Origin of the sequence: Herbaspirillum sp. BH-1 (assembly GCF_002870055.1) — a bacterium.
GTDB lineage: Bacteria > Pseudomonadota > Gammaproteobacteria > Burkholderiales > Burkholderiaceae_D > Herbaspirillum > Herbaspirillum frisingense.
Genome location: NZ_PKOI01000030.1, coordinates 1 through 17,860, shown reverse-complemented (window position 1 = coordinate 17,860; position 17,860 = coordinate 1). Strand labels below are relative to the sequence as shown.

Below are 17,860 nucleotides of genomic sequence, written 5' to 3'. Positions count from 1 at the left end.
CTGGCCCGCCTGGCATGCCGGTGCGGTTCAGACCTACTTGACGATGCTGGCCGATTCGATCACCACCGGAGTGGTCGGGACATCACCGCCGCCGGTGCGCACCTGCTTGATCTTGTCGACCACGTCGGTGCCGGCGATCACCTTGCCGAACACCGCATAACCCCAACCATCCTGGCCCGGATAGTCCAGGAAGCGGTTGTTGGCGACGTTGATGAAGAATTGCGCGGTGGCCGAGTGCGGTGCCGAGGTGCGCGCCATGGCGATAGTATAAACCTCGTTCTTCAAACCGTTATTGGCCTCGTTCTTGATAGGGGCATCGGTGGGCTTTTCGCGCAGGTTCTGGTCCATGCCGCCGCCCTGGATCATGAAGCCGTTGATGACGCGGTGGAACACCGTGCCGTTGTACTGGCCCTTCTTGACGTACTTCAGGAAGTTGTCCACCGAAACCGGGGCTTTTTCCGGGTTCAGCTCGACGGTGATGTCGCCCATGCTGGTTTTCAGCAGCACGCGGGGCGCGTCAGCGGCCAGCACGGGAGAAGCCAGCGTAGCCGACAGGGACAGGGCTGCCGCTACGCGCAGCAGGTGACGACGAGAAATGATCATGCGTTGCCTTCGTAAATGATTTTCCATTGCGACCCTTCACGCACCCAGTACTGGCGCTTGCGGATCGCGTTCTTGCTCTTGCCGACGGCACTCTCCTGGGTGAAGGTGCTGACGATCATGTCTTCCGGTGTGCCGGGATAGCGGAACAGGCTGACATCGCGCAGTTTGACACTGGTATAGCGCGCGCCGTTCAGGCTCTTCTGCTGGCGGCCGAACCAGGTGCTCAGGTTTTCGCCCTGGGCCGAGCGGAATTCGGGGGAATAGTACGACAGGACCTTGTCGGCATCGGCGTTTTCCAGCGACTGGCCCCAGTCTTCCAGCATGGCGCTGGCGGCGTCACGCTGCCTGGCCCATTCGCTCTTGTCCACGAACTGCACGTGCTGGCTGATCACCACCACCGTCCGGCCGACCTCGGCGGTGGAATACAGGCTCTGCAGGTCGGGATTGGCCAGCACCACGCAGCCGTCGGAGGACAGCGGCGGGCGGCTGAAATTGTCCGAGGGCGTGCCGTGCAGCCAGATGCCATAACCGCTGCGGCCGTTGCGCTTATCCCATTCATTGGGGTAGGACAGGGGCAGGGCGCCAGTGCCATAGAAATCGGGCAGCTTGGGGCCGGGGATACGGTTGTTGACGTAGTACACGCCGATGGGGGTGCGCTGGTCGCCGGATTTGCTCTTGTTGGCCCCGAAACGACCCTGCGAGACGTAGTAGTCGGTCAGGTACTTCAGCTCGCCACCCTGGTTCTCATAGACGTACAGGCGCGAGCGGGTGGTGTCGACCACCAGCACGTTCTTCTGGTCGTCGCCGACCTGCAGCACGGCCTTGGGAATGAGATGTGGATCCGGCTTTTCCTGCAGCGAGCGGATGCGCACCATGGCCTCGTCGCGCAGTTCCTTGAGCTTGTCGGCCGGGCCGTCAGCCATGGCGCCGAAGTTGCGTACCGGTCGCGCATGCATCAGCAGCAGGTCGCCCCGTACCAGATGGCCCAGGCGGAAAGTGGGATAGGCCGCCACCAGGGCATCGGCCTTGACCTGGGCCTCGCGCAGGCGATTGGCGCCGAGATCCTTGTAGATATCGATCAGCAAGGCCTCCGGATCAGGCTTGGCCTCGGCCGCGCCGGCCGGACTGCTCTGCGGCGGAATGGAAGAAGAAGAGGCCACGCTGCCCATCGAAGGCAGAGCTGCCAGACACAACATCAGCAGGCGTCCCAGCATGCGCATGGAACGCCCTTGCAAAGCGCTAGCCACCAATTACCCTCCCGATCGTTCCTGTTTGATCAGCCATCGATTGCCCTGTTTGACGAATATCAGGGTCTTGCGGCTGTCCACCGTCAGCCGATCCGAATTATATATCTGGCGATAGCGCACGGTGGCGGTGTTGCCGCTGATGCTGACCGTGGCATTGCTGACCTTGACGCTGATGCGACCCTTGTCCTCGATGCGGGCGCGGCGTTCTTCGGCCCATTCCTTGCGGGACGCGCCCTTGGGGGTGTCGAAGTCGCTGGCGTAGTGGCCCAGGTAGCTGCGTACATCCTTGTCGCTCCAGGACTTGGCCCAGCCGTTGAGGGCCGCCAGGATCGCTGTCTTCTCCTGTTCGGCACCGGCTTCGGCCTTGGCCTTTTCCTTGTCGGCGCGGGCCTTGTCAGCCTTGGCCTTCTCGGCAGCGGCCAGCTTGTCGGCGCGCGCCTTCTCGGCGGCCGCCTGGGCGGCTTTTTCCTTCTCGGCGCGGGCGGCCTGTTCCTTGGCCAGCTTGTCGGCCTTGTCCTTTTCCTTCTGGGCCAGCAGTTCGGCCTGCTTTTGCTCGGCGGCAGCCTTGTCGGCAGCGGCCTTTTGCGCGCGAGACTGCTCGGCGGCCAGTTGTTCGGCACGCGCCTTGTCGGTGCGCGCCTTGTCTGCCGCGGCCTTGTCAGCGGCAGCCTTTTCCGCAGCTGCCTTATCCGAAGCGGCCTTGTCGGCAGCAGCCTTGTCCGCTGCGGCCTTGTCGGCCTGTGCCTTTTCCTTGTCGGCGGTGGCCTTGGCAATGGCAGTCTTTTCCGCTTCGGCCTTGTCGGCGGCCGCCTGCTGGGCCGCTTTTTCTACCGCCAGGGCCTTGGCGCGCTGCTGCTGTTCGGCGGCGCTGGCGTCGGCCTTGGCCTTGGCATCGCGCTGGGCGCTGGCCGCCGAGGCCAGGCGCGGCACGGTGCCACCGGTGGTGTTGCCGTTCAGCGAGCGCAGCAGGGTCAGCTTGGGTTGCGGCACGTTGGCGCCCGGGTCGATCTGCAGCGCCTTGTCATAGGCCTGGCTGGCCAGCTTGGCATAGACGTCGCCCAGGTTTTCCAGTGCCGTGGCATAGGTCGGGTTGGTGCGCATGGCCATGTCCAGCGCCGCACGGGCCTTGTCATACTGGCCGTCGGCCGCGTACAGCACGGCCAGGTTGTTGTAGGGCTCGGGCAGGTCGGGGAAATCCTCGGTCAGCTTGCTGAACACCGCGATGGCCTCGGCAGAACGGTTTTGTTCTGCTAAGATCAGCCCCTTCGTGAAACGCAGTTGCGCATCGCGCGGGTGTTTCGCCAGTACGGCATCGGTCTTGGTCAGTGCTTCGGCATACTGTCCTGCCCGCATCAGCTTGTTGATGTCAGACATTTCACTGGCATGCGCGAGCCCGGCAGGCACCCCGAACAGGGCGGCCACCAGGCTGGACAACACTGCTGTCTTGTGGGCAGTCTTGCTGATCAAACCGCGCAAACCATGAATGGATGTCTGTTCTTGTGATTCTGGGGCCATGGTTTTATCGATGCTATACTCGAAGAAATTCGAAGAAAGCTGGCATTTTATAACAAACAAGTAAGACAAAAAGAGGTTTGGCTACCGTGACCCGTTCATGTTGCAACTGCTGTTAGAACAATGATCCCCGGCAGGGGCATGCCAGCGCCAGGAGGCTTTCCGGCGCGGCCCCACGCAATCGCATGAACCCGGCGCCCCCAGCGGTCACGCCAACCCAAGAATTCCCATCCCATGAGCGAGCTCAAGATTTACAACACGCTAGCGCGTGATAAGCAGACCTTTTCCCCGATCGAACCCGGCAAGGTGCGCTTGTACGTGTGCGGCATGACCGTCTATGACTATTGCCATATCGGCCATGCACGGGTGCTGGTGGTGTTCGACATGGTGCAGCGCTGGCTGCGCGCCTCCGGTTACGACGTGACCTATGTGCGCAACATCACCGACATCGATGACAAGATCATCAAGCGTGCCCTGGAAAACGGCGAAACCATCAGCCAGCTGACCCATCGCTTCATCGACGCCATGAACGAGGATGCCGGCGCCCTGGGCGTGCAGCGTCCCGATCACGAGCCGCGCGCCACCCAGTACGTGCCGCAGATGCTGGACCTGATCGGCAAGCTGGAAAAGAACGGCCTGGCCTACAAGGCCAGCGATGGTGACGTCAATTACTCGGTGCGCGACTTCCCCGGCTACGGCAAGCTCTCCGGCAAGTCGCTGGACGACCTGCGCGCCGGCGAGCGCGTCGATGTCAACACCGGCAAGCGCGACCCGCTGGACTTCGTCCTGTGGAAGGCGGCCAAGCCGACCGAGCCCGACGAGGCCAAGTGGGATTCGCCCTGGGGCTGCGGCCGTCCGGGCTGGCACATCGAGTGCTCGGCCATGTCCAGCGACTTGCTGGGCGACCATTTCGACATCCACGGCGGCGGTCAGGACCTGCAGTTCCCCCACCACGAAAATGAAATCGCCCAGTCCGAAGGCGCGCACCAGCACACCTTCGTCAATTACTGGATGCACAACGGCTTCGTGCGCATCGACAACGAAAAGATGTCGAAGTCGCTCGGCAATTTCTTCACCATCCGTGACGTCCTGAAGCAATACGACCCGGAAGTGCTGCGCTTCTTCATCCTGCGCGCGCACTATCGCAGCCCGCTCAATTATTCGGATGCGCATCTGGACGACGCCCGCCAGGCCTTGACCCGTCTGTATACCGCATTGAAGGATGTGCCGCCCGAGGCCGGCGGCCTGGTCGCCGACGAAGCCCACGCCCAGCGCTTCGCCGATGCCCTCAACGACGACTTCAACACCCCGGTGGCGATCTCGGTGCTGTTCGAGCTGGCCAACGAGGTCAATCGCAGCCGCTCGCCGGCACAGGCGCGCCAGTTGAAGGCGCTGGCCGGCATCCTGGGCCTGCTGCAGCGCGCGCCGGGCGAATACCTCAAGGGCGGGGTCAGCGCAGCCGGTGGCCTGGACGAAGCGGCCATCGCAGCCCTGATCGACGCCCGCAAGGCGGCCAAGGCCGGCAAGAACTTTGCCGAAGCCGACCGCATCCGTGCCGAGCTGACCGACGCCGGCATCATTCTGGAAGACAAACCGGGCGGCCTGACCGAATGGCGGAGAGCTTGATTTGAATACCAACCGAAAAGCCAGCGAGCTCGATCCCAGCCTGATCGTCCCGGCCTACTGGGAAGAGGCCAAGGCCGAGCTGATGAAGCGCGACCGCATCATGCGCAAGCTCATCCCGCAGTTCGGGGACCTGCAATTGACGGTGCGGGGCGATGCCTTCACCACGCTGGCACGTTCGGTGATCGGCCAGCAGATTTCGACCAAGGCCGCCAATGCGGTCTGGCAGCGCTTCCTGGAAGCCTGCCCGCGCTGCACGCCGGGTCAGGTGATCCGTACCGGCCCCGAGGCGCTCGCTGCCTGCGGCCTGTCCAAGCGCAAGGCCGAATATATTCTCGATCTGGCGGCCCACTTCAAGGCCAAGACGGTACATCCCGACAAATGGGCGGAGATGGAAGACGAAGCCGTCATTGCCGAGATGATCCAGATCCGCGGGATTGGCCGCTGGACAGCCGAGATGTTTTTGATATTTAATCTGCTGCGCCCGAACGTGCTGCCGCTGGATGACCTGGGATTGCTCAAGGGCATCAGCGTCAGTTATTTCTCGGGCGAGCCTGTCTCGCGCAGCGATGCGCGCGAAGTCGCCGCGAACTGGGAACCGTGGCGCACCGTGGCCACCTGGTATCTGTGGCGCAGCCTGGATCCGCTGCCATCCGATTATTGATCCAAGGGGAAGAGGGCGCGGAGGCCTCTGGTGTATACTCCGCTCCTCTCAAGATTTAAGGCAAACCGATCCATCCGGGACCATCGCGCCGCAACCCGCACCGGGGCGGCCTCCCGCCGATGATCGGACTTGTTGAAAAGGAACACAATGAGTAAATCGACAACGACTTTTCTGGGCTTCGAGCAGGCCATCGCCGAGCTGGATGCCAAGATCGAAGAGTTGCGTTTTGTGCAGGACGACTCGGCCGTCGACATCTCCGAAGAGATCGAACGCCTGGTCAAGAAAAGCCAGCAACTGACCAAGGACATCTACGCCAAGCTGACCCCCTGGCAGGTATCGCAGATCGCGCGCCATCCGCAACGTCCCTACACCATGGACTACGTGCGCGAAATCTTCACCGACTTCCACGAACTGCACGGCGACCGCACCTTCGCTGACGACCAGTCCATCGTCGGCGGTCTGGCCCGTTTCAATGGCCAGGCCTGCATGGTGATCGGCCACCAGAAGGGGCGCGACACCAAGGAACGCGCCATGCGCAACTTCGGCATGCCCAAGCCCGAAGGCTATCGCAAGGCCATGCGCCTGATGAAGGTCGCCGAGAAGTTCGGCCTGCCCATCTTCACCTTCGTCGATACCCCCGGTGCCTTCCCTGGCATCGATGCCGAAGAGCGCGGCCAGTCCGAAGCCATCGGCCACAACCTGTACGTGATGGCCGAGCTGAAGGTGCCGCTGATCGCCACCATCATCGGTGAGGGTGGTTCCGGCGGCGCGCTGGCCATCGCCGTGGGCGACCAGGTGCTGATGCTGCAATATGCGACCTACTCGGTGATTTCGCCGGAAGGCTGCGCTTCCATCCTGTGGAAGACCGCCGACCGCGCTGCCGACGCCGCCGAGGCACTGGGCCTGACCGCCCATCGCCTCAAGGCCATCGGCCTGATCGACAAGATCGTCAACGAACCGCTGGGCGGCGCCCATCGCGACCCCAAGCAGATGGCCGGCCTGCTCAAGCGCGCACTGTCGGATTCGCTGCGCCAGTTCCAGGGCATGAAGACCAAGGACCTGCTGGCTGCCCGTCACGAAAAGCTGATGGCCTACGGCAAGTTCAAGGAATTGAATTCGGCGGAATAATTTCCCCACCGTTTCCGCTTCCCACGTTCAGGCGCCAGCGATTGCTTCGCTGGCGTTTGTCTTTTCAGCTGCCGCGTTTCCCATGTCCGATCATCCTTCCGCCTCCCACGACAAGACCCTGGCCAGCCTGATGCAGGCCCTGCAGGCCACGCTGGCGCTGGCCGGGTTCGATGCCCGTCGCGACACCCTGGCCGTGGCCTACAGCGCAGGGCTGGATTCCACCGCGCTGCTGCAGGTGGCCGCGCATTGGGCGCAGCAGGCGGGTGGCAGGCTGGTGGCCTTGCACGTCCATCATGGGCTCAGCCCTCATGCGGACGCCTGGCTGGCGCACGCACAGGGCTTTTGCGACGCGCGCGGTCTGGCCTTTCAGGCCGAGCGGGTACAACTGCAGCAGGTTGCCGACAGCGGCGTGGAAGAAGCGGCGCGCCTGGCGCGCTATGCCGCTCTGGGGCGCCTGTGTCGCCAGCAGGGCGCGCGCCTGCTGCTGACCGCGCATCACCTCGACGACCAGGCCGAAACCGTGCTGCTGCAACTGCTGCGCGGCAGCGGCCTGGCCGGTCTGTCCGGCATGGATCGCTGCAATGCTGCGCCAGCCTTGCTGGGGGATGCGGATACCCAGATGGCGCGGCCGTTGCTGGGTGTGACGCGGGCGCAGCTGGAGAGCGTCGCGCAGGCGCTGTCGCTGACCTGGATCGAGGATGAATCCAACCACGATCCGCGCTACGCCCGCAATGCCTTGCGTCATCAGGTGATGCCGGCGCTGGGGCAGGTCTTTCCCGGCTACCAGCAGCGACTGGCGCGCGCTGCGGGCCATGCCCAGGGCGCGCAGGAATTGCTGCGTGAAGTGGCCCAGGCGGACCTGGAGCAATGTCGGCAGGACGATCACCTGCGCATGCCGGCGCTGCGCCAGTTGAGCGAGCAGCGCTTCCTCAATCTGATGCGCCACTGGTTTGCGCTGCGCGGCATGCGCATGCCCTCGGCGGCCTGGATGCAGGAGATGCGCAGTCAACTGCTGCAGGCCGACGTCGAGGCGCAACTGTGTGTCTCGCATCCCGATGGCGAAGTACACCGCTATCGCGACCGCGTCTTCCTGGCCCCGCGCCGCAAGCCACCGGAAGAGGGCGAGTCCCTGCAATTGCGCTGGCAAGGCCAGGCCCAGGTGCATGTGCCGGCCTTCTACGGCACGCTGCATTTCGAGCCTGTTTCAGGTACCGAGGCTGATGCCGATGGCCGGGGCGGCTTCGATCCGGCCTGGCTGCAGTCGCAATCCCTGCTGGTCTGTGGTCGCAGCGGTGGCGAGCGTGTCAGGCTGGCACACAACCGGCCGGCGCGCAGCCTCAAGCAGCAATACCAGAGCGCCGATGTCCCCGCCTGGGAGCGCCCCTACCTGCCGCTGGTGTGGGCCGGCGACACCTTGCTCCTGGCCGCCGGCATCGGCATGGACTGCAGTCGCTTCGTCACACAGGGCGAACGTATCGCCTTGCGCTGGCAGCCTGACTGAATTCTTGGCTCCAATGATCTAAACAATATAAAAAAATACCGCACCCTGGCCTTTGGCGAGGGTGCGGCATCCCTGTCATCCCTGACATGGGTGGGCGTGGCTGAAGATCAACCGCGTCCGGTCTTGCTCCTTGCGGACGGCTTACTTCTTGGCGCCGTCGGTGGCCGGCTTGGCTTGCTCGCCGGTGGCTTCCTTCTTGTCAGTCTTGGCTTCGGCCTTCTTTTCCGACTTCTTGTGCTTGACGTGATGCTTGGCCTTGGGCGCAGCCTCGGTCTTGGCGGCTTCGGTCTTGGCCGGGGCGGCGGCCGGTGCTGCGGCAGCGCCGGTCTGGGCGAACACGGGCAGGGTCAGGGCCGACAACAGGGAGGCAACGATGATGGTCTTGGTGTTCATGATGGTGTCCTTTCAAGGAGACGAAAATCGGTTCGGATGGGGTGTGTCAGTGTTCGGTCGTACGGTGTACTGCAGGATTACTTGGTCTTGGCAGCAGCTGGTGCGGCGGCCGGTGCAGCCTCGGCTGCGGGCTTGGCTTCGCTGCCGGCGGCCTTCTTTTCGGCCTTCTTGTGCTTGGCGTGATGTTCGGACTTGGTCTTGGCCTTGGCCTTGGTCGTCGCCTCGGTCTTGCCTGCTTCCGCCTTGGCCGGTGCGGCCGTGGTCGCAGCTGGCGCGGCAGTGGCAGGTGCGGTGGCGCCGGTCTGGGCAAACACCGGCAGGGCCAGCGCGGTCAGCAGGGAAGCGACGATGACGGATTGGGTTTTCATGGCAATTTCCTTTAGAAAGTGGTTGTTACGCTCGGCGCTTGATTTTGCGTAATCGCTTCATCATTTCCTTGCGCCTTGCTTCCTATAACGAGCCGCCGACGTGCAGGACGACGTCAAAGTGTTTCAATTCATCGTGGATTTGTAAGCAATCGTTGCGGCTTTGCTTATAATGAGCACCTTCACTTTTTGCCTCACCGAGCGCCTCATGGACTACCAGACCTGGTTCACCTTCTTCGCCGCTGCATGCGTCATCGCCATCTCGCCCGGTTCGGGCGCGGTCCTGTCCATGAGCCACGGTCTCAATTACGGCGTGCGCCGCACCAGCGCCACCATCCTCGGGCTGGAGATCGCGCTGGTGGTGATCCTGGTCATCGCCGGGGCTGGCGTCGGTTCGCTGCTGGTGGCCTCCGAAACCGCCTTCAACGTCATCAAGGTGGCCGGTGCGCTGTATCTGATCTATCTCGGTTTTTCGCAATGGCGCGCGCCGGTGCCGACCGAGCAGCAGGGCGAAGCGCTGGACGCGGCCAATGCCGCCGCCCGCGCCAATCGTGGCCAGCTCTGGTGGCAACGTTGCATGACCGGTTTCCTGACCAATGCCACCAATCCCAAGGGCATCGTCTTCATGGTGGCCGTGCTGCCGCAGTTCATCGACCACCAGCGTCCCCTGTGGCTGCAACTGCTGGTGCTGGCGGTGACCATGGTGGTGGTGGACCTGGTGGTAATGCATGGCTACGCGTTCGCGGCCAGCCGCCTGCAGCGCTTCTTCCGCAGCCAGAAGGCGATCAAGGCGCAGAACCGTTTCTTCGGTGGCGTGCTGATGCTGGTGGGCGCGGGACTGTTCTTCTTCAAGCGCACCCAGCACTGAATCACGGGCGCAGGCTCACGCGCCCAACAAAAAACCCGCAAGTCGCAAACTTGCGGGTTTTTTTCATCCGGGCAGGCCGCTGAGGCCGATGGAATGGCCTGCGCCTGCCTTTTCCTTCACTTCAGCTTCATTTGTCCTTTTTCAAACACGACGACATGAAGGCCTTGCGCTCGTCACCCTTCTTGCCGGCGGCGTCGGCGTTGCACTGCTTCATCTTGTCCTGCTGGGTGGCCGGCTTGGGCTGCTCCTTCTTCAGGCAGGACGACATGAAGGCCTTGCGGTCGTCTCCTTTCTTGCCGGCAGCGGTGGCGTCCGCATTACATTGCTTCATCTTGTTCTGCTGGGCGTTTTCCGCCATGGCGGGACTTGCCACCAGCAGCGGAGCGGCCAGTGCGAAAGAGGTGATGGCGATGAGCAATTTTTTCATTGAATACTCCCTGGGCAGTGTGGATTCGTCTGTCTGAAAATTCAGACGGGAGCATTACAGCATGAAAGTTTGCGACTGCCTAGCGCACGCAGTTCAGGTCACCCTCCTGGCAACCGGCCAGGGCCTTGAGCTCATCGGCGCGCTGCCGGGTCTTGTCGGCCAGGCAGGTCTGCAGGGCCAGCGTGGCCGCCGAGCCGCCGGCGCTGGCGGAGCTCTCGAACCGGCAGGACAGGTCGCGGTATTTCAGCCAGGCCAGTTGCACTTCGCGCAGCTGGTTCTGCTGGGCCTTGCTCAGCTTCTCGCGGTAGGCCAGATAGGTGGCATTGAGGTCGCTGTCGTTCTGGGTCAGGGTCTGCGAGGCGCAGGCATTCATTTCGGCCTGGGTGGCGGCCTTGCTGCAATCGGCGGCGTAGCTGGCGCCGGCGCACAGGAACAGCAGGGCGCCCAGCAGGGGCAGGGGGGCTTTCATCGTCAGGAAACTCCGTCATGGTTACCGGATGCTCGGGATAGAATTGCATTTTGCCTGTCTTAGAAGACAGTGCAGGGTCACGGTTCTCCCAGGCGTGCAACGAAATTGCAACAAGCCGTATCCGACCCTGCCGACAAAGGAGAAACACATGGGATTGAGCTGGTTGTCTGCCATCAAGTTGATTCCCTGGGGCGATGTGGTCCAGGCCACCCCGGGCATCGTCAAGGGCGCACGTGACCTGTGGTCGCGCACCCGCAAGGCCAAGTCGGCAGTGGAGGCGCAGGAGGCCATGCCGGCCGCCAGCGATGCCGAACTATTCGCCCAGCGCATCCGGCAGCTGGAGGCCGAACAGCTGGAAGCCAGCCAGTTGATCAACACCCTGGCCGAGCAGAATGCGCAACTGGTCGCCACCATGGACCGCATGCGTTCGCGTCTGCGCATGTTGACCGCCGGTTGCGTGCTGCTGGCCGTGGGGCTGGTGGCGCTCTGGTTGCGTTGAGGCTGCAGGCGGCGTGGAATCGGTATTCCCGCGATGGTGCAGGTATGGCCTGCGCATTTTCTTCTTCCTTTCTTCTTCCTTTTTTCCTGGCGACTGAATGTTCCAACAAGCATTGCGCATGACCCTGCGCGACTGGCGTACCGGTGAACTCCGCTTCCTGCTGATCGCCCTGATCGTGGCGGTGGCGGCCCTGTCGTCGGTGGGTTTCTTCGTTGACCGCATGCGGGCCGGCATGGCCCGTGACGCCCACCAGTTGCTGGGGGCCGACCTGCTGGTGGCGGCCGACCAGCCGCTGCCGCCGCAATGGGTGCAACAGGCCGGCCAGCAGGGGCTGTTGCAGGCCCAGACCCAGGTCTTTCCCAGCATGGCGCAGGCGGGCGAGGGCGATGCGGCACGTTCGGTCCTCTCGTCCATCAAGGCTGTCACGCCAGGCTATCCGCTGCGCGGCCAGCTCAGACTGCGCGCCGCCGATGGCAGCGACCGGCCGGCCGAAGGCATTCCACAGCCGGGGACGGTGTGGGTGGACCCGCAGATCCTGTCGCAACTGGACGTCAAGCTGGGCGATACCATCAAGCTGGGCGACTTGCCGCTGAAGATCGCCGCCATCATCTCGGTGGAACCGGACCGCGGAAGCGCCTTCGTCAACTTCGCGCCGCGGGTGATGCTGGGCCAAGCCGATCTGGCCGCCACCCATCTGGTGCAGCTCGGCTCGCGGGTGACCTACCGGCTGCTGATCGCCGGCCCGGCCGTGGAGGTCCAGCGCTACCAGAAGCAGATCGAGCGCCAGATCGACGCCGAGAAGCTGCGCGGCGTGCGCCTGGAGTCATTGGAAAACGGTCGTCCCGAGATGCGCGCCACGCTGGACCGGGCCGAACAGTTCCTCTCGCTGGTGGGCCTGCTCTCGGCCATGCTGGCGGCGCTGGCGGTGGCCATGGCGGCGCGTCGCTTCATGCTGCGCCATCTGGATGCCTGCGCCATGCTGCGCTGTTTCGGCATGACCCAGGCGCAGGTGACGCGGCTGTACCTGACCGAATTCATCGTCATCGGCCTGGTCGCCAGCGTGATTGGCATGCTGGTCGGCTTTGCCGCGCATTTTGCGCTGCTGCAGTGGCTGGGCAGCTTCATGCCGACCGCCTTGCCGGCGCCGGGCTGGGCGCCGGCGGTGCAGGGCGTGGCCACCGGTCTGCTGTTGCTGGTCGGCTTTGCGCTGCCGCCCATCCTGCAGTTGCGCAATGTGCCGCATAACCGGGTGATCCGGCGCGACCAGGGCGCACCGCAGGCGATGACGGTGCTCACCTATGTGTTGGGGACGCTGGTCTTTTCGGGCTTGCTGTTGTGGCAGGCCGGTGACCTCAAGCTGGGCTTGCTGACCATTGCAGGCTTCCTCGGTGGCTTCGGCCTGTTCGCGCTGGTGGCCTGGCTGTGCCTGCGGGCGCTACGATCCATGCGCGGCCTGGTGGATCGCCAGAGCTGGCGCTTTGCCATCGACGGCCTGCAGCGTCGACCGGCAGCCGCCGTGATGCAGGTGGTGGCGCTCGGGCTGGGCCTGATGGCGCTGCTGCTGCTGACCGTCATCCGTGGCGACCTGGTAGGTGCCTGGCGCCAGGCCACCCCGGCCGACGCGCCCAATCGTTTCATCATCAACATCCAGCCCGACCAGCGCCAGGCGGTGCAGCAGGTGCTGCAGCAGGGCGGGGTGAAGGACGCCGCCCTGTATCCGATGATCCGCGGCCGCCTGGTGCAGATCAACGGACGCCCGGTCAACCCGGCGGATTACCAGGAAGATCGCGCCAAGCGCCTGGCCGATCGTGAATTCAACCTCTCCACCATGGCCGAGATCCCGCCCGGCAACGGCATCGTCGCCGGCCGCTGGTACGACGATCGCCAGCCGGAGGCCTCGGTGGAGCGCGGCCTGGCGCAGACCCTGGGCATCCAGTTGGGTGATCGCCTGCAATTCGACATCGCCGGCCAGTTGGTGGAGGCGCCGGTGACCAGCCTGCGCAAGCTGGAGTGGGGTTCCTTGCGGGTCAATTTCTTCGTGATCCTGAACCCGACCCTGATGCGCGATACCCCGCAGAGCTGGATCACGGCGGTGCATCTGGATCCGCAGCAGGAAGCCCTGGGCAATCGCCTGACCCGCGACTTCCCCAATCTCACCGTGGTCGATATCGGCAGCGTGCTGCGCCAGATCCAGGAGGTGGTGGGACAGGTGATTTCGGCGGTGGAGTTCCTGTTCCTCTTCACGCTCTGCTCGGGCGTGCTGGTGCTGTATGCGGCCCTGGCCGGTTCGCAGGACGAGCGGGTGCGCGAGGCCGGCCTGTTGCGCGCCCTGGGCGCCACGCGCCAGGAGCTGTCGCGGGCGCAGCGCATCGAAGTGCTGCTGGTGGGTTCGCTGGCGGGACTGCTGGCGGCCAGCGGTGCGGCCGGCATCGGCTGGGCGCTGGCGCATTACGTCTTCAATTTCGACTGGAGCTTCAGCCCGCTGGTGTGGGTGGCCGGCATGGGCTTGGGTGCAGCCTGCTCGGCGTTGGGCGGCTGGGCTGGACTGCGTCACGTGCTGCGTCGTCCGCCCCTGCAGACCTTGCGCGAAGCCTGAGCCGAGGCAGGTCAAACGCCCTGCAGATCGCAGCCGGCCGGCCCGACGATGGCAGGGCGGCTGCGGTATCATGGCGGTCTTATGCAAATCGAAGATCCCAACCAACCCACCACGTTCGAACTCATCGGCGGCGCTGAAAAACTGCGCGAGATGGTCGACCGCTTCTACGACCTGATGGACCTGGAGCCGGAGTTCGCCGGCATTCGCGCGCTGCATCCGCCTTCGCTGGAGGGCTCGCGCGAGAAGACCTACATGTTCCTCTCCGGCTGGACCGGCGGCCCCAGCCTGTACATGGAAAAATTCGGCCATCCGCGCCTGCGCGCACGCCACCTGCCTTTCCCCATCGGCATCTCCGAGCGCGACCAGTGGCTGCGCTGCATGACCTGGGCCATGCAGGACGTGGGCCTGCCCGACGAGCTGATGAAACGCCTGCTGACGGCGCTCTACCAGACCGCCGACTGGATGCGCAACAAGCCCGAGTAAGCCCCCATGAACACATTCGAAATGATCCTGGCCGGCCTGGTGGTGGTCGGCATTGTCTTGCAGGTACTGGTGCTGCTGCGTGGCGGCTCGCGCGACGATCCGGGTGCTGCCATCGAGGACATGCTGCTGCAACTGCAGCAGGAGCTGCAACGCCACCAGCAGAACACCGGCGAGCGCATCGAGCGCGAATTGCGCAGCCAGGTCCAGGCCAGCGCCCAGAGCACGCGCCAGGAGCTGGGCAGCAACTTTGCCCAGTTGCAGCAGACGCTGGCCACGCAGATGTCCAGCGTGGCCGGCCTGCAGAACCAGCAGATCGACGGCTTCGCACGGCAACTGGTGAAACTGAACGAAACCAACGCCCAGCAACTGGACAGCATGCGCCAGTCCATGACGCTGCAGGCACAGGTCAACCGCGAAGAGCAGGCGGTTTCGCTCAAGCGCTTCGGCGATACCCTGAACCAGCAACTGTCGGCACTGACCGAATCCAATGCCCAACGCATGGGCGAAGTGCGGGCCACGCTGGAAGCCCGCATCAAGGATCTGCAGAACGACAACGCGCTCAAGCTGGAAGAGATGCGCAAGACCGTGGACGAGAAGCTGCACGCCACGCTGGAACAGCGCCTGGGTGAATCCTTCAAGCTGGTCTCGGATCGCCTGGACAAGGTGCATCAGGGCCTGGGCGAGATGCAGCAGCTGGCCACCGGCGTGGGCGATCTCAAGCGCGTGCTGACCAACGTCAAGACCCGTGGCACCTGGGGTGAAGTGCAGCTGGAAATCCTGCTGGAACAGATGCTCACGCCCGAGCAGTACGCCAAGAACGTCGAGACCGTGCGCGGCACCGGCGAACGCGTGGAATTCGCCATCCGCCTGCCGGGAGCGAAGGAAGAGGGCGAGCCGGTGTGGATGCCCATCGACGCCAAATTCCCCAAGGAACAGTACGAACGCCTGGTCGATGCCGCCGAGCGCGCCGACGCCGATGGCGTGGCCAGCGCCGGCAAGGAGCTGGAGCGCGCCGTGCGCAACGAGGCCAAGACCATCGCCGAGAAATACCTCTCGCCCCCGCTGACGACCGATTTCGCGATCCTGTTCCTGCCCACCGAAGGCCTGTATGCCGAGGTGATGCGCCGACCGGGCCTGTCCGACGATCTGCAGCGTAGCTGCCGGGTGACCATCGCCGGGCCGTCGACGCTGTCGGCACTGTTGAACAGCCTGCAGATGGGCTTCCGCACGTTGGCGCTGGAGAAGCGGTCCTCCGAAGTGTGGCAGGTGCTGGGTGCGGTCAAGACCGAGTTCGGCAAGTTCGGCGAAGTGCTGGCCTCGACCAAGGCGGCGCTGGAACGCGCTGCCCGCAACATCGATCAGGCCGAGACCCGTACGCGCCAGATGAACCGCAAGCTCAAGTCGGTGGAGGCGCTGCCGGCGGAAAGTGCGCAGAAGCTGCTGGGGACGGCAGAGCTGGACCTGGGCGATACCGACGAGGCGGTCTGAGCGGCTGATGCTTCGGCCAGAAAACGAAAAAGCGCGGCCTTGGCCGCGCTTTTTTCATGCCGGGGCAGTTTCAGACCAGCCCGTCGAACAGCACCACCGAGACTTCTTCGCCGGCAGCCACGTCGCCGCGTTCATGCTCCAGTTCGAGGATGCAGTTGGCGTCCGACATCGAGCGCAGGATGCCCGAGCCCTGCATGCCGGTCAGGCGCACGCTCCAGCGGCCATCGGCGTCGGGCGCCAGGATGCCGCGCTGGTATTCGGTGCGACCGGCCTTCTTGCGGATGGGCGTGGCGGTCGTCACCCGCAGGCGTGGCAAGGGCCGGGACTCGGCACCGGCCAGCCGCAGCAGGGCGTCGCGCACGAAGAAGGAAAAACTGACGGTCACCGCCACCGGATTGCCGGGCAGGCCGAACAGGTAGGCATCCCGCCCACGCGAGCTGATGCGGCCAAAGGCCAGTGGCCGGCCGGGACGCATGGCGATCTTCCAGAACGTCATTTCACCCAGGCTAGCCATGATCTGCCTGGTGTAGTCGGCAGCACCCACCGACACGCCACCGGAGGTGATGACGGCGTCGGCCTCTTCGCAGGCACTGCGAAAGGCTGCCTCCAGCGCTACCGGATCGTCCGGCACCACGCCCATGTCCAGCACCTCGCAACCCAGGCGGGTCAGCATGCCGTGCAGGGTGTAGCGGTTGGAGTCATAGACGCAGCCTGCGTCCAGCGGCTCGCCCACCGAGCGCAGTTCGTCACCCGTGGAGAAGAAGGCCACGCGCAGGCGGCGCTGCACCGGAACCTCGGCGATGCCCAGTGAGGCCAGCAGGCCGATGTCGGAGGGCCGCAGGATGCGCCCGCGCGGCAGCGCCACGCTGCCTTGCATCAGGTCTTCACCGCGCAGGCGGCGGTTGTCGCCGGGCCGTACGCGCCCGGCCGGCAGGGTCACGCCCTGGTCGTCGGCGTCGGTGGTCAGTTCCTGCGGGATGACGGTGTCGCACCCGGCAGGCATGGGAGCGCCGGTCATGATGCGCACGCACTGGCCGCGTTGCACGCTGCCCTCGAAGCGCTGGCCGGCATGGACCGCGCCGACGATCTGCAGGCGCTGCGCCTGGCCGTCGGCGATGTCTTCGCCGCGCAGGGCGTAGCCATCCATGGCCGAGTTGTCGTGGGCCGGCACATCGATGCGGGAGATGATGTCCTGTGCCAGCACCCGCGAGAGTGCGCTGCGGATGGCCAGCTTTTCCACCGTCTCGATGGGGGTGATGAAGTCCTGGATCACGGCCTGGGCACGGGCCACGGTCATGGCGTGGGGGTCATAGCCGCTGATGCAGCTGACGATGTCGTTCAGGGAAGGATGGGTCATTGTTCTTCTTCGAGCCGTTGCAACTCCGGCGCGGTGTTGATGTTGCTGAAGGCGTGTTCTTCGGGGAATTCCACTTCCACGCAATGGAGGGTGGCGAACCAGCGGTCCATCTTGCGTTCACCCGTGGCCAGGAAGGCGTCCAGGGCGTCGCGGGTGCTCCTGGAGAGCAGGGCGCACACCGGATGGCGTTGCCGGCCCTGCGCGCCGGTGGTGACGGCGATGGCGGCCTCGGCGCCGGCCTCGGCAATGGCATCGGCCAGGTGCGCCACCAGGTCATAGGGGATCAGCGGTGCATCGCAGGGGGCGCAGGCCAGCCAGGGGGTGGTGCAGTGGGCCAGACCACTCTGCAGGCCCGCCAGTGGGCCGGGGAAGCCGGCTTGCAGATCGCTCCAGACCGGATAGCCGAAGCTGGCGTAGTGCAGTTGCGAGCGGTTGGCATTGACGGCCAGGGTGCCGACCTGCGGCGCCAGCCGCTCCAGCACGTGCTGGACCAGGGGCTTGCCATGCAGCGGTTGCAGGCCCTTGTCCACCCCGCCCATGCGCGTGCCGCGTCCGCCGGCCAGCACCAGGCCGGTGATGTGGCTGGCGCTCAGGGTGTTGGGGGTGGAAGAGGCCATGGCGGGTGAGGACTGGGGGC

18 protein-coding genes are annotated in these 17,860 nt (G+C 64.7%); 9 read left to right on the top strand and 9 right to left on the bottom strand.

Annotated elements, in window-relative coordinates; genetic code table 11:
• Positions 1-33: 33 nt before the first annotated feature.
• From HBH1_RS23595 to HBH1_RS23585, 3 genes are read right to left on the bottom strand one after another with little or no spacing between them, the layout of a single operon-like run.
• On the bottom strand, positions 34-603 hold the full coding sequence (locus HBH1_RS23595; protein ID WP_102664596.1) for a peptidylprolyl isomerase: 570 nt from the start codon (positions 601-603) through the stop codon (positions 34-36).
• Positions 600-1,817 (bottom strand): L,D-transpeptidase family protein, encoded by a 1,218-nt coding sequence (locus HBH1_RS23590; RefSeq protein WP_051110912.1) that lies wholly within the window; start codon positions 1,815-1,817, stop codon positions 600-602. Before HBH1_RS23590 ends, HBH1_RS23595 begins: the two co-directional genes overlap by 4 nt.
• A 36-nt stretch (positions 1,818-1,853) precedes the next feature.
• Positions 1,854-3,365, bottom strand: a complete 1,512-nt coding sequence (locus HBH1_RS23585) for a YybH family protein (RefSeq protein WP_102664595.1) — start codon at positions 3,363-3,365, stop codon at positions 1,854-1,856.
• Between the two features lie 231 nt (positions 3,366-3,596).
• Between HBH1_RS23585 and cysS the strand changes: the two genes are divergently transcribed.
• The 4 genes from cysS to tilS all read left to right on the top strand — a co-directional run bounded on the left by cysS (position 3,597) and on the right by tilS (position 8,278).
• On the top strand, positions 3,597-4,988 hold the full coding sequence (gene cysS, locus HBH1_RS23580; RefSeq protein ID WP_077238522.1) for a cysteine--tRNA ligase: 1,392 nt from the start codon (positions 3,597-3,599) through the stop codon (positions 4,986-4,988).
• 1 nt (position 4,989) lies between these two features.
• Complete coding sequence (locus tag HBH1_RS23575; protein ID WP_006463560.1) at positions 4,990-5,649, top strand: DNA-3-methyladenine glycosylase family protein; 660 nt, start codon at positions 4,990-4,992, stop codon at positions 5,647-5,649.
• Between the two features lie 147 nt (positions 5,650-5,796).
• Positions 5,797-6,777, top strand: coding sequence for an acetyl-CoA carboxylase carboxyltransferase subunit alpha (locus HBH1_RS23570; protein ID WP_006463559.1), 981 nt, complete (start codon positions 5,797-5,799; stop codon positions 6,775-6,777).
• Positions 6,778-6,859: 82 nt separating this feature from the next.
• On the top strand, positions 6,860-8,278 hold the full coding sequence (tilS, locus tag HBH1_RS23565; RefSeq protein ID WP_102664594.1) for a tRNA lysidine(34) synthetase TilS: 1,419 nt from the start codon (positions 6,860-6,862) through the stop codon (positions 8,276-8,278).
• A gap of 141 nt (positions 8,279-8,419) precedes the next feature.
• Here tilS and HBH1_RS23560 read toward each other — a convergent pair whose 3' ends face one another.
• Both HBH1_RS23560 and HBH1_RS23555 read right to left on the bottom strand, forming a co-directional pair.
• A complete protein-coding gene (locus HBH1_RS23560; protein ID WP_006463557.1) occupies positions 8,420-8,671 on the bottom strand; it encodes a hypothetical protein in 252 nt (83 codons plus the stop codon).
• Positions 8,672-8,748: 77 nt separating this feature from the next.
• Positions 8,749-9,039 (bottom strand): hypothetical protein, encoded by a 291-nt coding sequence (locus HBH1_RS23555; protein ID WP_102664593.1) that lies wholly within the window; start codon positions 9,037-9,039, stop codon positions 8,749-8,751.
• A 205-nt stretch (positions 9,040-9,244) separates the two neighbouring features.
• Here HBH1_RS23555 and HBH1_RS23550 point away from each other — a divergent pair, with 205 nt between their 5' ends.
• Positions 9,245-9,904, top strand: a complete 660-nt coding sequence (locus HBH1_RS23550) for a LysE family transporter (protein ID WP_006463555.1) — start codon at positions 9,245-9,247, stop codon at positions 9,902-9,904.
• 127 nt (positions 9,905-10,031) lie between these two features.
• On the opposite strand, the gene HBH1_RS23545 is transcribed toward HBH1_RS23550, so the two are convergent.
• Positions 10,032-10,331, bottom strand: coding sequence for a PsiF family protein (locus HBH1_RS23545; RefSeq protein ID WP_006463554.1), 300 nt, complete (start codon positions 10,329-10,331; stop codon positions 10,032-10,034).
• Positions 10,332-10,410: 79 nt separating this feature from the next.
• Positions 10,411-10,800: a lysozyme inhibitor LprI family protein gene (locus HBH1_RS23540; RefSeq protein WP_102664592.1), complete on the bottom strand. Its 390-nt coding sequence runs from the start codon at positions 10,798-10,800 to the stop codon at positions 10,411-10,413.
• Between the two features lie 148 nt (positions 10,801-10,948).
• Here HBH1_RS23540 and HBH1_RS23535 point away from each other — a divergent pair, with 148 nt between their 5' ends.
• From HBH1_RS23535 to rmuC, 4 genes are all read left to right on the top strand, one after another.
• The gene (locus HBH1_RS23535; protein ID WP_077238524.1) at positions 10,949-11,299 is read left to right on the top strand and encodes a hypothetical protein; all 351 of its coding nucleotides are present in this window, start codon (positions 10,949-10,951) and stop codon (positions 11,297-11,299) included.
• Between the two features lie 97 nt (positions 11,300-11,396).
• Positions 11,397-13,895, top strand: coding sequence for an ABC transporter permease (locus HBH1_RS23530; RefSeq protein WP_102664591.1), 2,499 nt, complete (start codon positions 11,397-11,399; stop codon positions 13,893-13,895).
• Between the two features lie 81 nt (positions 13,896-13,976).
• Positions 13,977-14,378, top strand: coding sequence for a group II truncated hemoglobin (locus HBH1_RS23525; RefSeq protein WP_006463550.1), 402 nt, complete (start codon positions 13,977-13,979; stop codon positions 14,376-14,378).
• Positions 14,379-14,384: 6 nt separating this feature from the next.
• Positions 14,385-15,866 (top strand): DNA recombination protein RmuC, encoded by a 1,482-nt coding sequence (gene rmuC, locus HBH1_RS23520; protein WP_233207690.1) that lies wholly within the window; start codon positions 14,385-14,387, stop codon positions 15,864-15,866.
• Positions 15,867-15,936: 70 nt separating this feature from the next.
• Here the strand turns inward: rmuC and glp are convergent, their stop codons facing one another.
• On the bottom strand, positions 15,937-17,223 hold the full coding sequence (gene glp / locus HBH1_RS23515) for a molybdopterin molybdotransferase MoeA (protein WP_006463548.1): 1,287 nt from the start codon (positions 17,221-17,223) through the stop codon (positions 15,937-15,939).
• Positions 17,220-17,840, bottom strand: a complete 621-nt coding sequence (gene mobA / locus HBH1_RS23510) for a molybdenum cofactor guanylyltransferase MobA (RefSeq protein WP_102664589.1) — start codon at positions 17,838-17,840, stop codon at positions 17,220-17,222. The genes glp and mobA overlap by 4 nt, the downstream gene beginning before the upstream one ends.
• Positions 17,841-17,860 lie beyond the last annotated feature (20 nt).

Coding starts and splice junctions, on each gene's coding strand:
- HBH1_RS23555 (WP_102664593.1), bottom strand. CDS start 9,039: ATGAAAACCCAATCCGTCATCGTCGCTTCCCTGCTGACCGCGCTGGCC.
- HBH1_RS23550 (WP_006463555.1), top strand. CDS start 9,245: ATGGACTACCAGACCTGGTTCACCTTCTTCGCCGCTGCATGCGTCATC.
- mobA (WP_102664589.1), bottom strand. CDS start 17,840: ATGGCCTCTTCCACCCCCAACACCCTGAGCGCCAGCCACATCACCGGC.
- HBH1_RS23590 (WP_051110912.1), bottom strand. CDS start 1,817: ATGCTGGGACGCCTGCTGATGTTGTGTCTGGCAGCTCTGCCTTCGATG.
- HBH1_RS23540 (WP_102664592.1), bottom strand. CDS start 10,800: ATGAAAGCCCCCCTGCCCCTGCTGGGCGCCCTGCTGTTCCTGTGCGCC.
- HBH1_RS23595 (WP_102664596.1), bottom strand. CDS start 603: ATGATCATTTCTCGTCGTCACCTGCTGCGCGTAGCGGCAGCCCTGTCC.
- HBH1_RS23560 (WP_006463557.1), bottom strand. CDS start 8,671: ATGAACACCAAGACCATCATCGTTGCCTCCCTGTTGTCGGCCCTGACC.
- HBH1_RS23570 (WP_006463559.1), top strand. CDS start 5,797: ATGAGTAAATCGACAACGACTTTTCTGGGCTTCGAGCAGGCCATCGCC.
- tilS (WP_102664594.1), top strand. CDS start 6,860: ATGTCCGATCATCCTTCCGCCTCCCACGACAAGACCCTGGCCAGCCTG.
- HBH1_RS23525 (WP_006463550.1), top strand. CDS start 13,977: ATGCAAATCGAAGATCCCAACCAACCCACCACGTTCGAACTCATCGGC.
- cysS (WP_077238522.1), top strand. CDS start 3,597: ATGAGCGAGCTCAAGATTTACAACACGCTAGCGCGTGATAAGCAGACC.
- HBH1_RS23545 (WP_006463554.1), bottom strand. CDS start 10,331: ATGAAAAAATTGCTCATCGCCATCACCTCTTTCGCACTGGCCGCTCCG.
- glp (WP_006463548.1), bottom strand. CDS start 17,223: ATGACCCATCCTTCCCTGAACGACATCGTCAGCTGCATCAGCGGCTAT.
- HBH1_RS23585 (WP_102664595.1), bottom strand. CDS start 3,365: ATGGCCCCAGAATCACAAGAACAGACATCCATTCATGGTTTGCGCGGT.
- HBH1_RS23530 (WP_102664591.1), top strand. CDS start 11,397: ATGTTCCAACAAGCATTGCGCATGACCCTGCGCGACTGGCGTACCGGT.
- rmuC (WP_233207690.1), top strand. CDS start 14,385: ATGAACACATTCGAAATGATCCTGGCCGGCCTGGTGGTGGTCGGCATT.
- HBH1_RS23535 (WP_077238524.1), top strand. CDS start 10,949: ATGGGATTGAGCTGGTTGTCTGCCATCAAGTTGATTCCCTGGGGCGAT.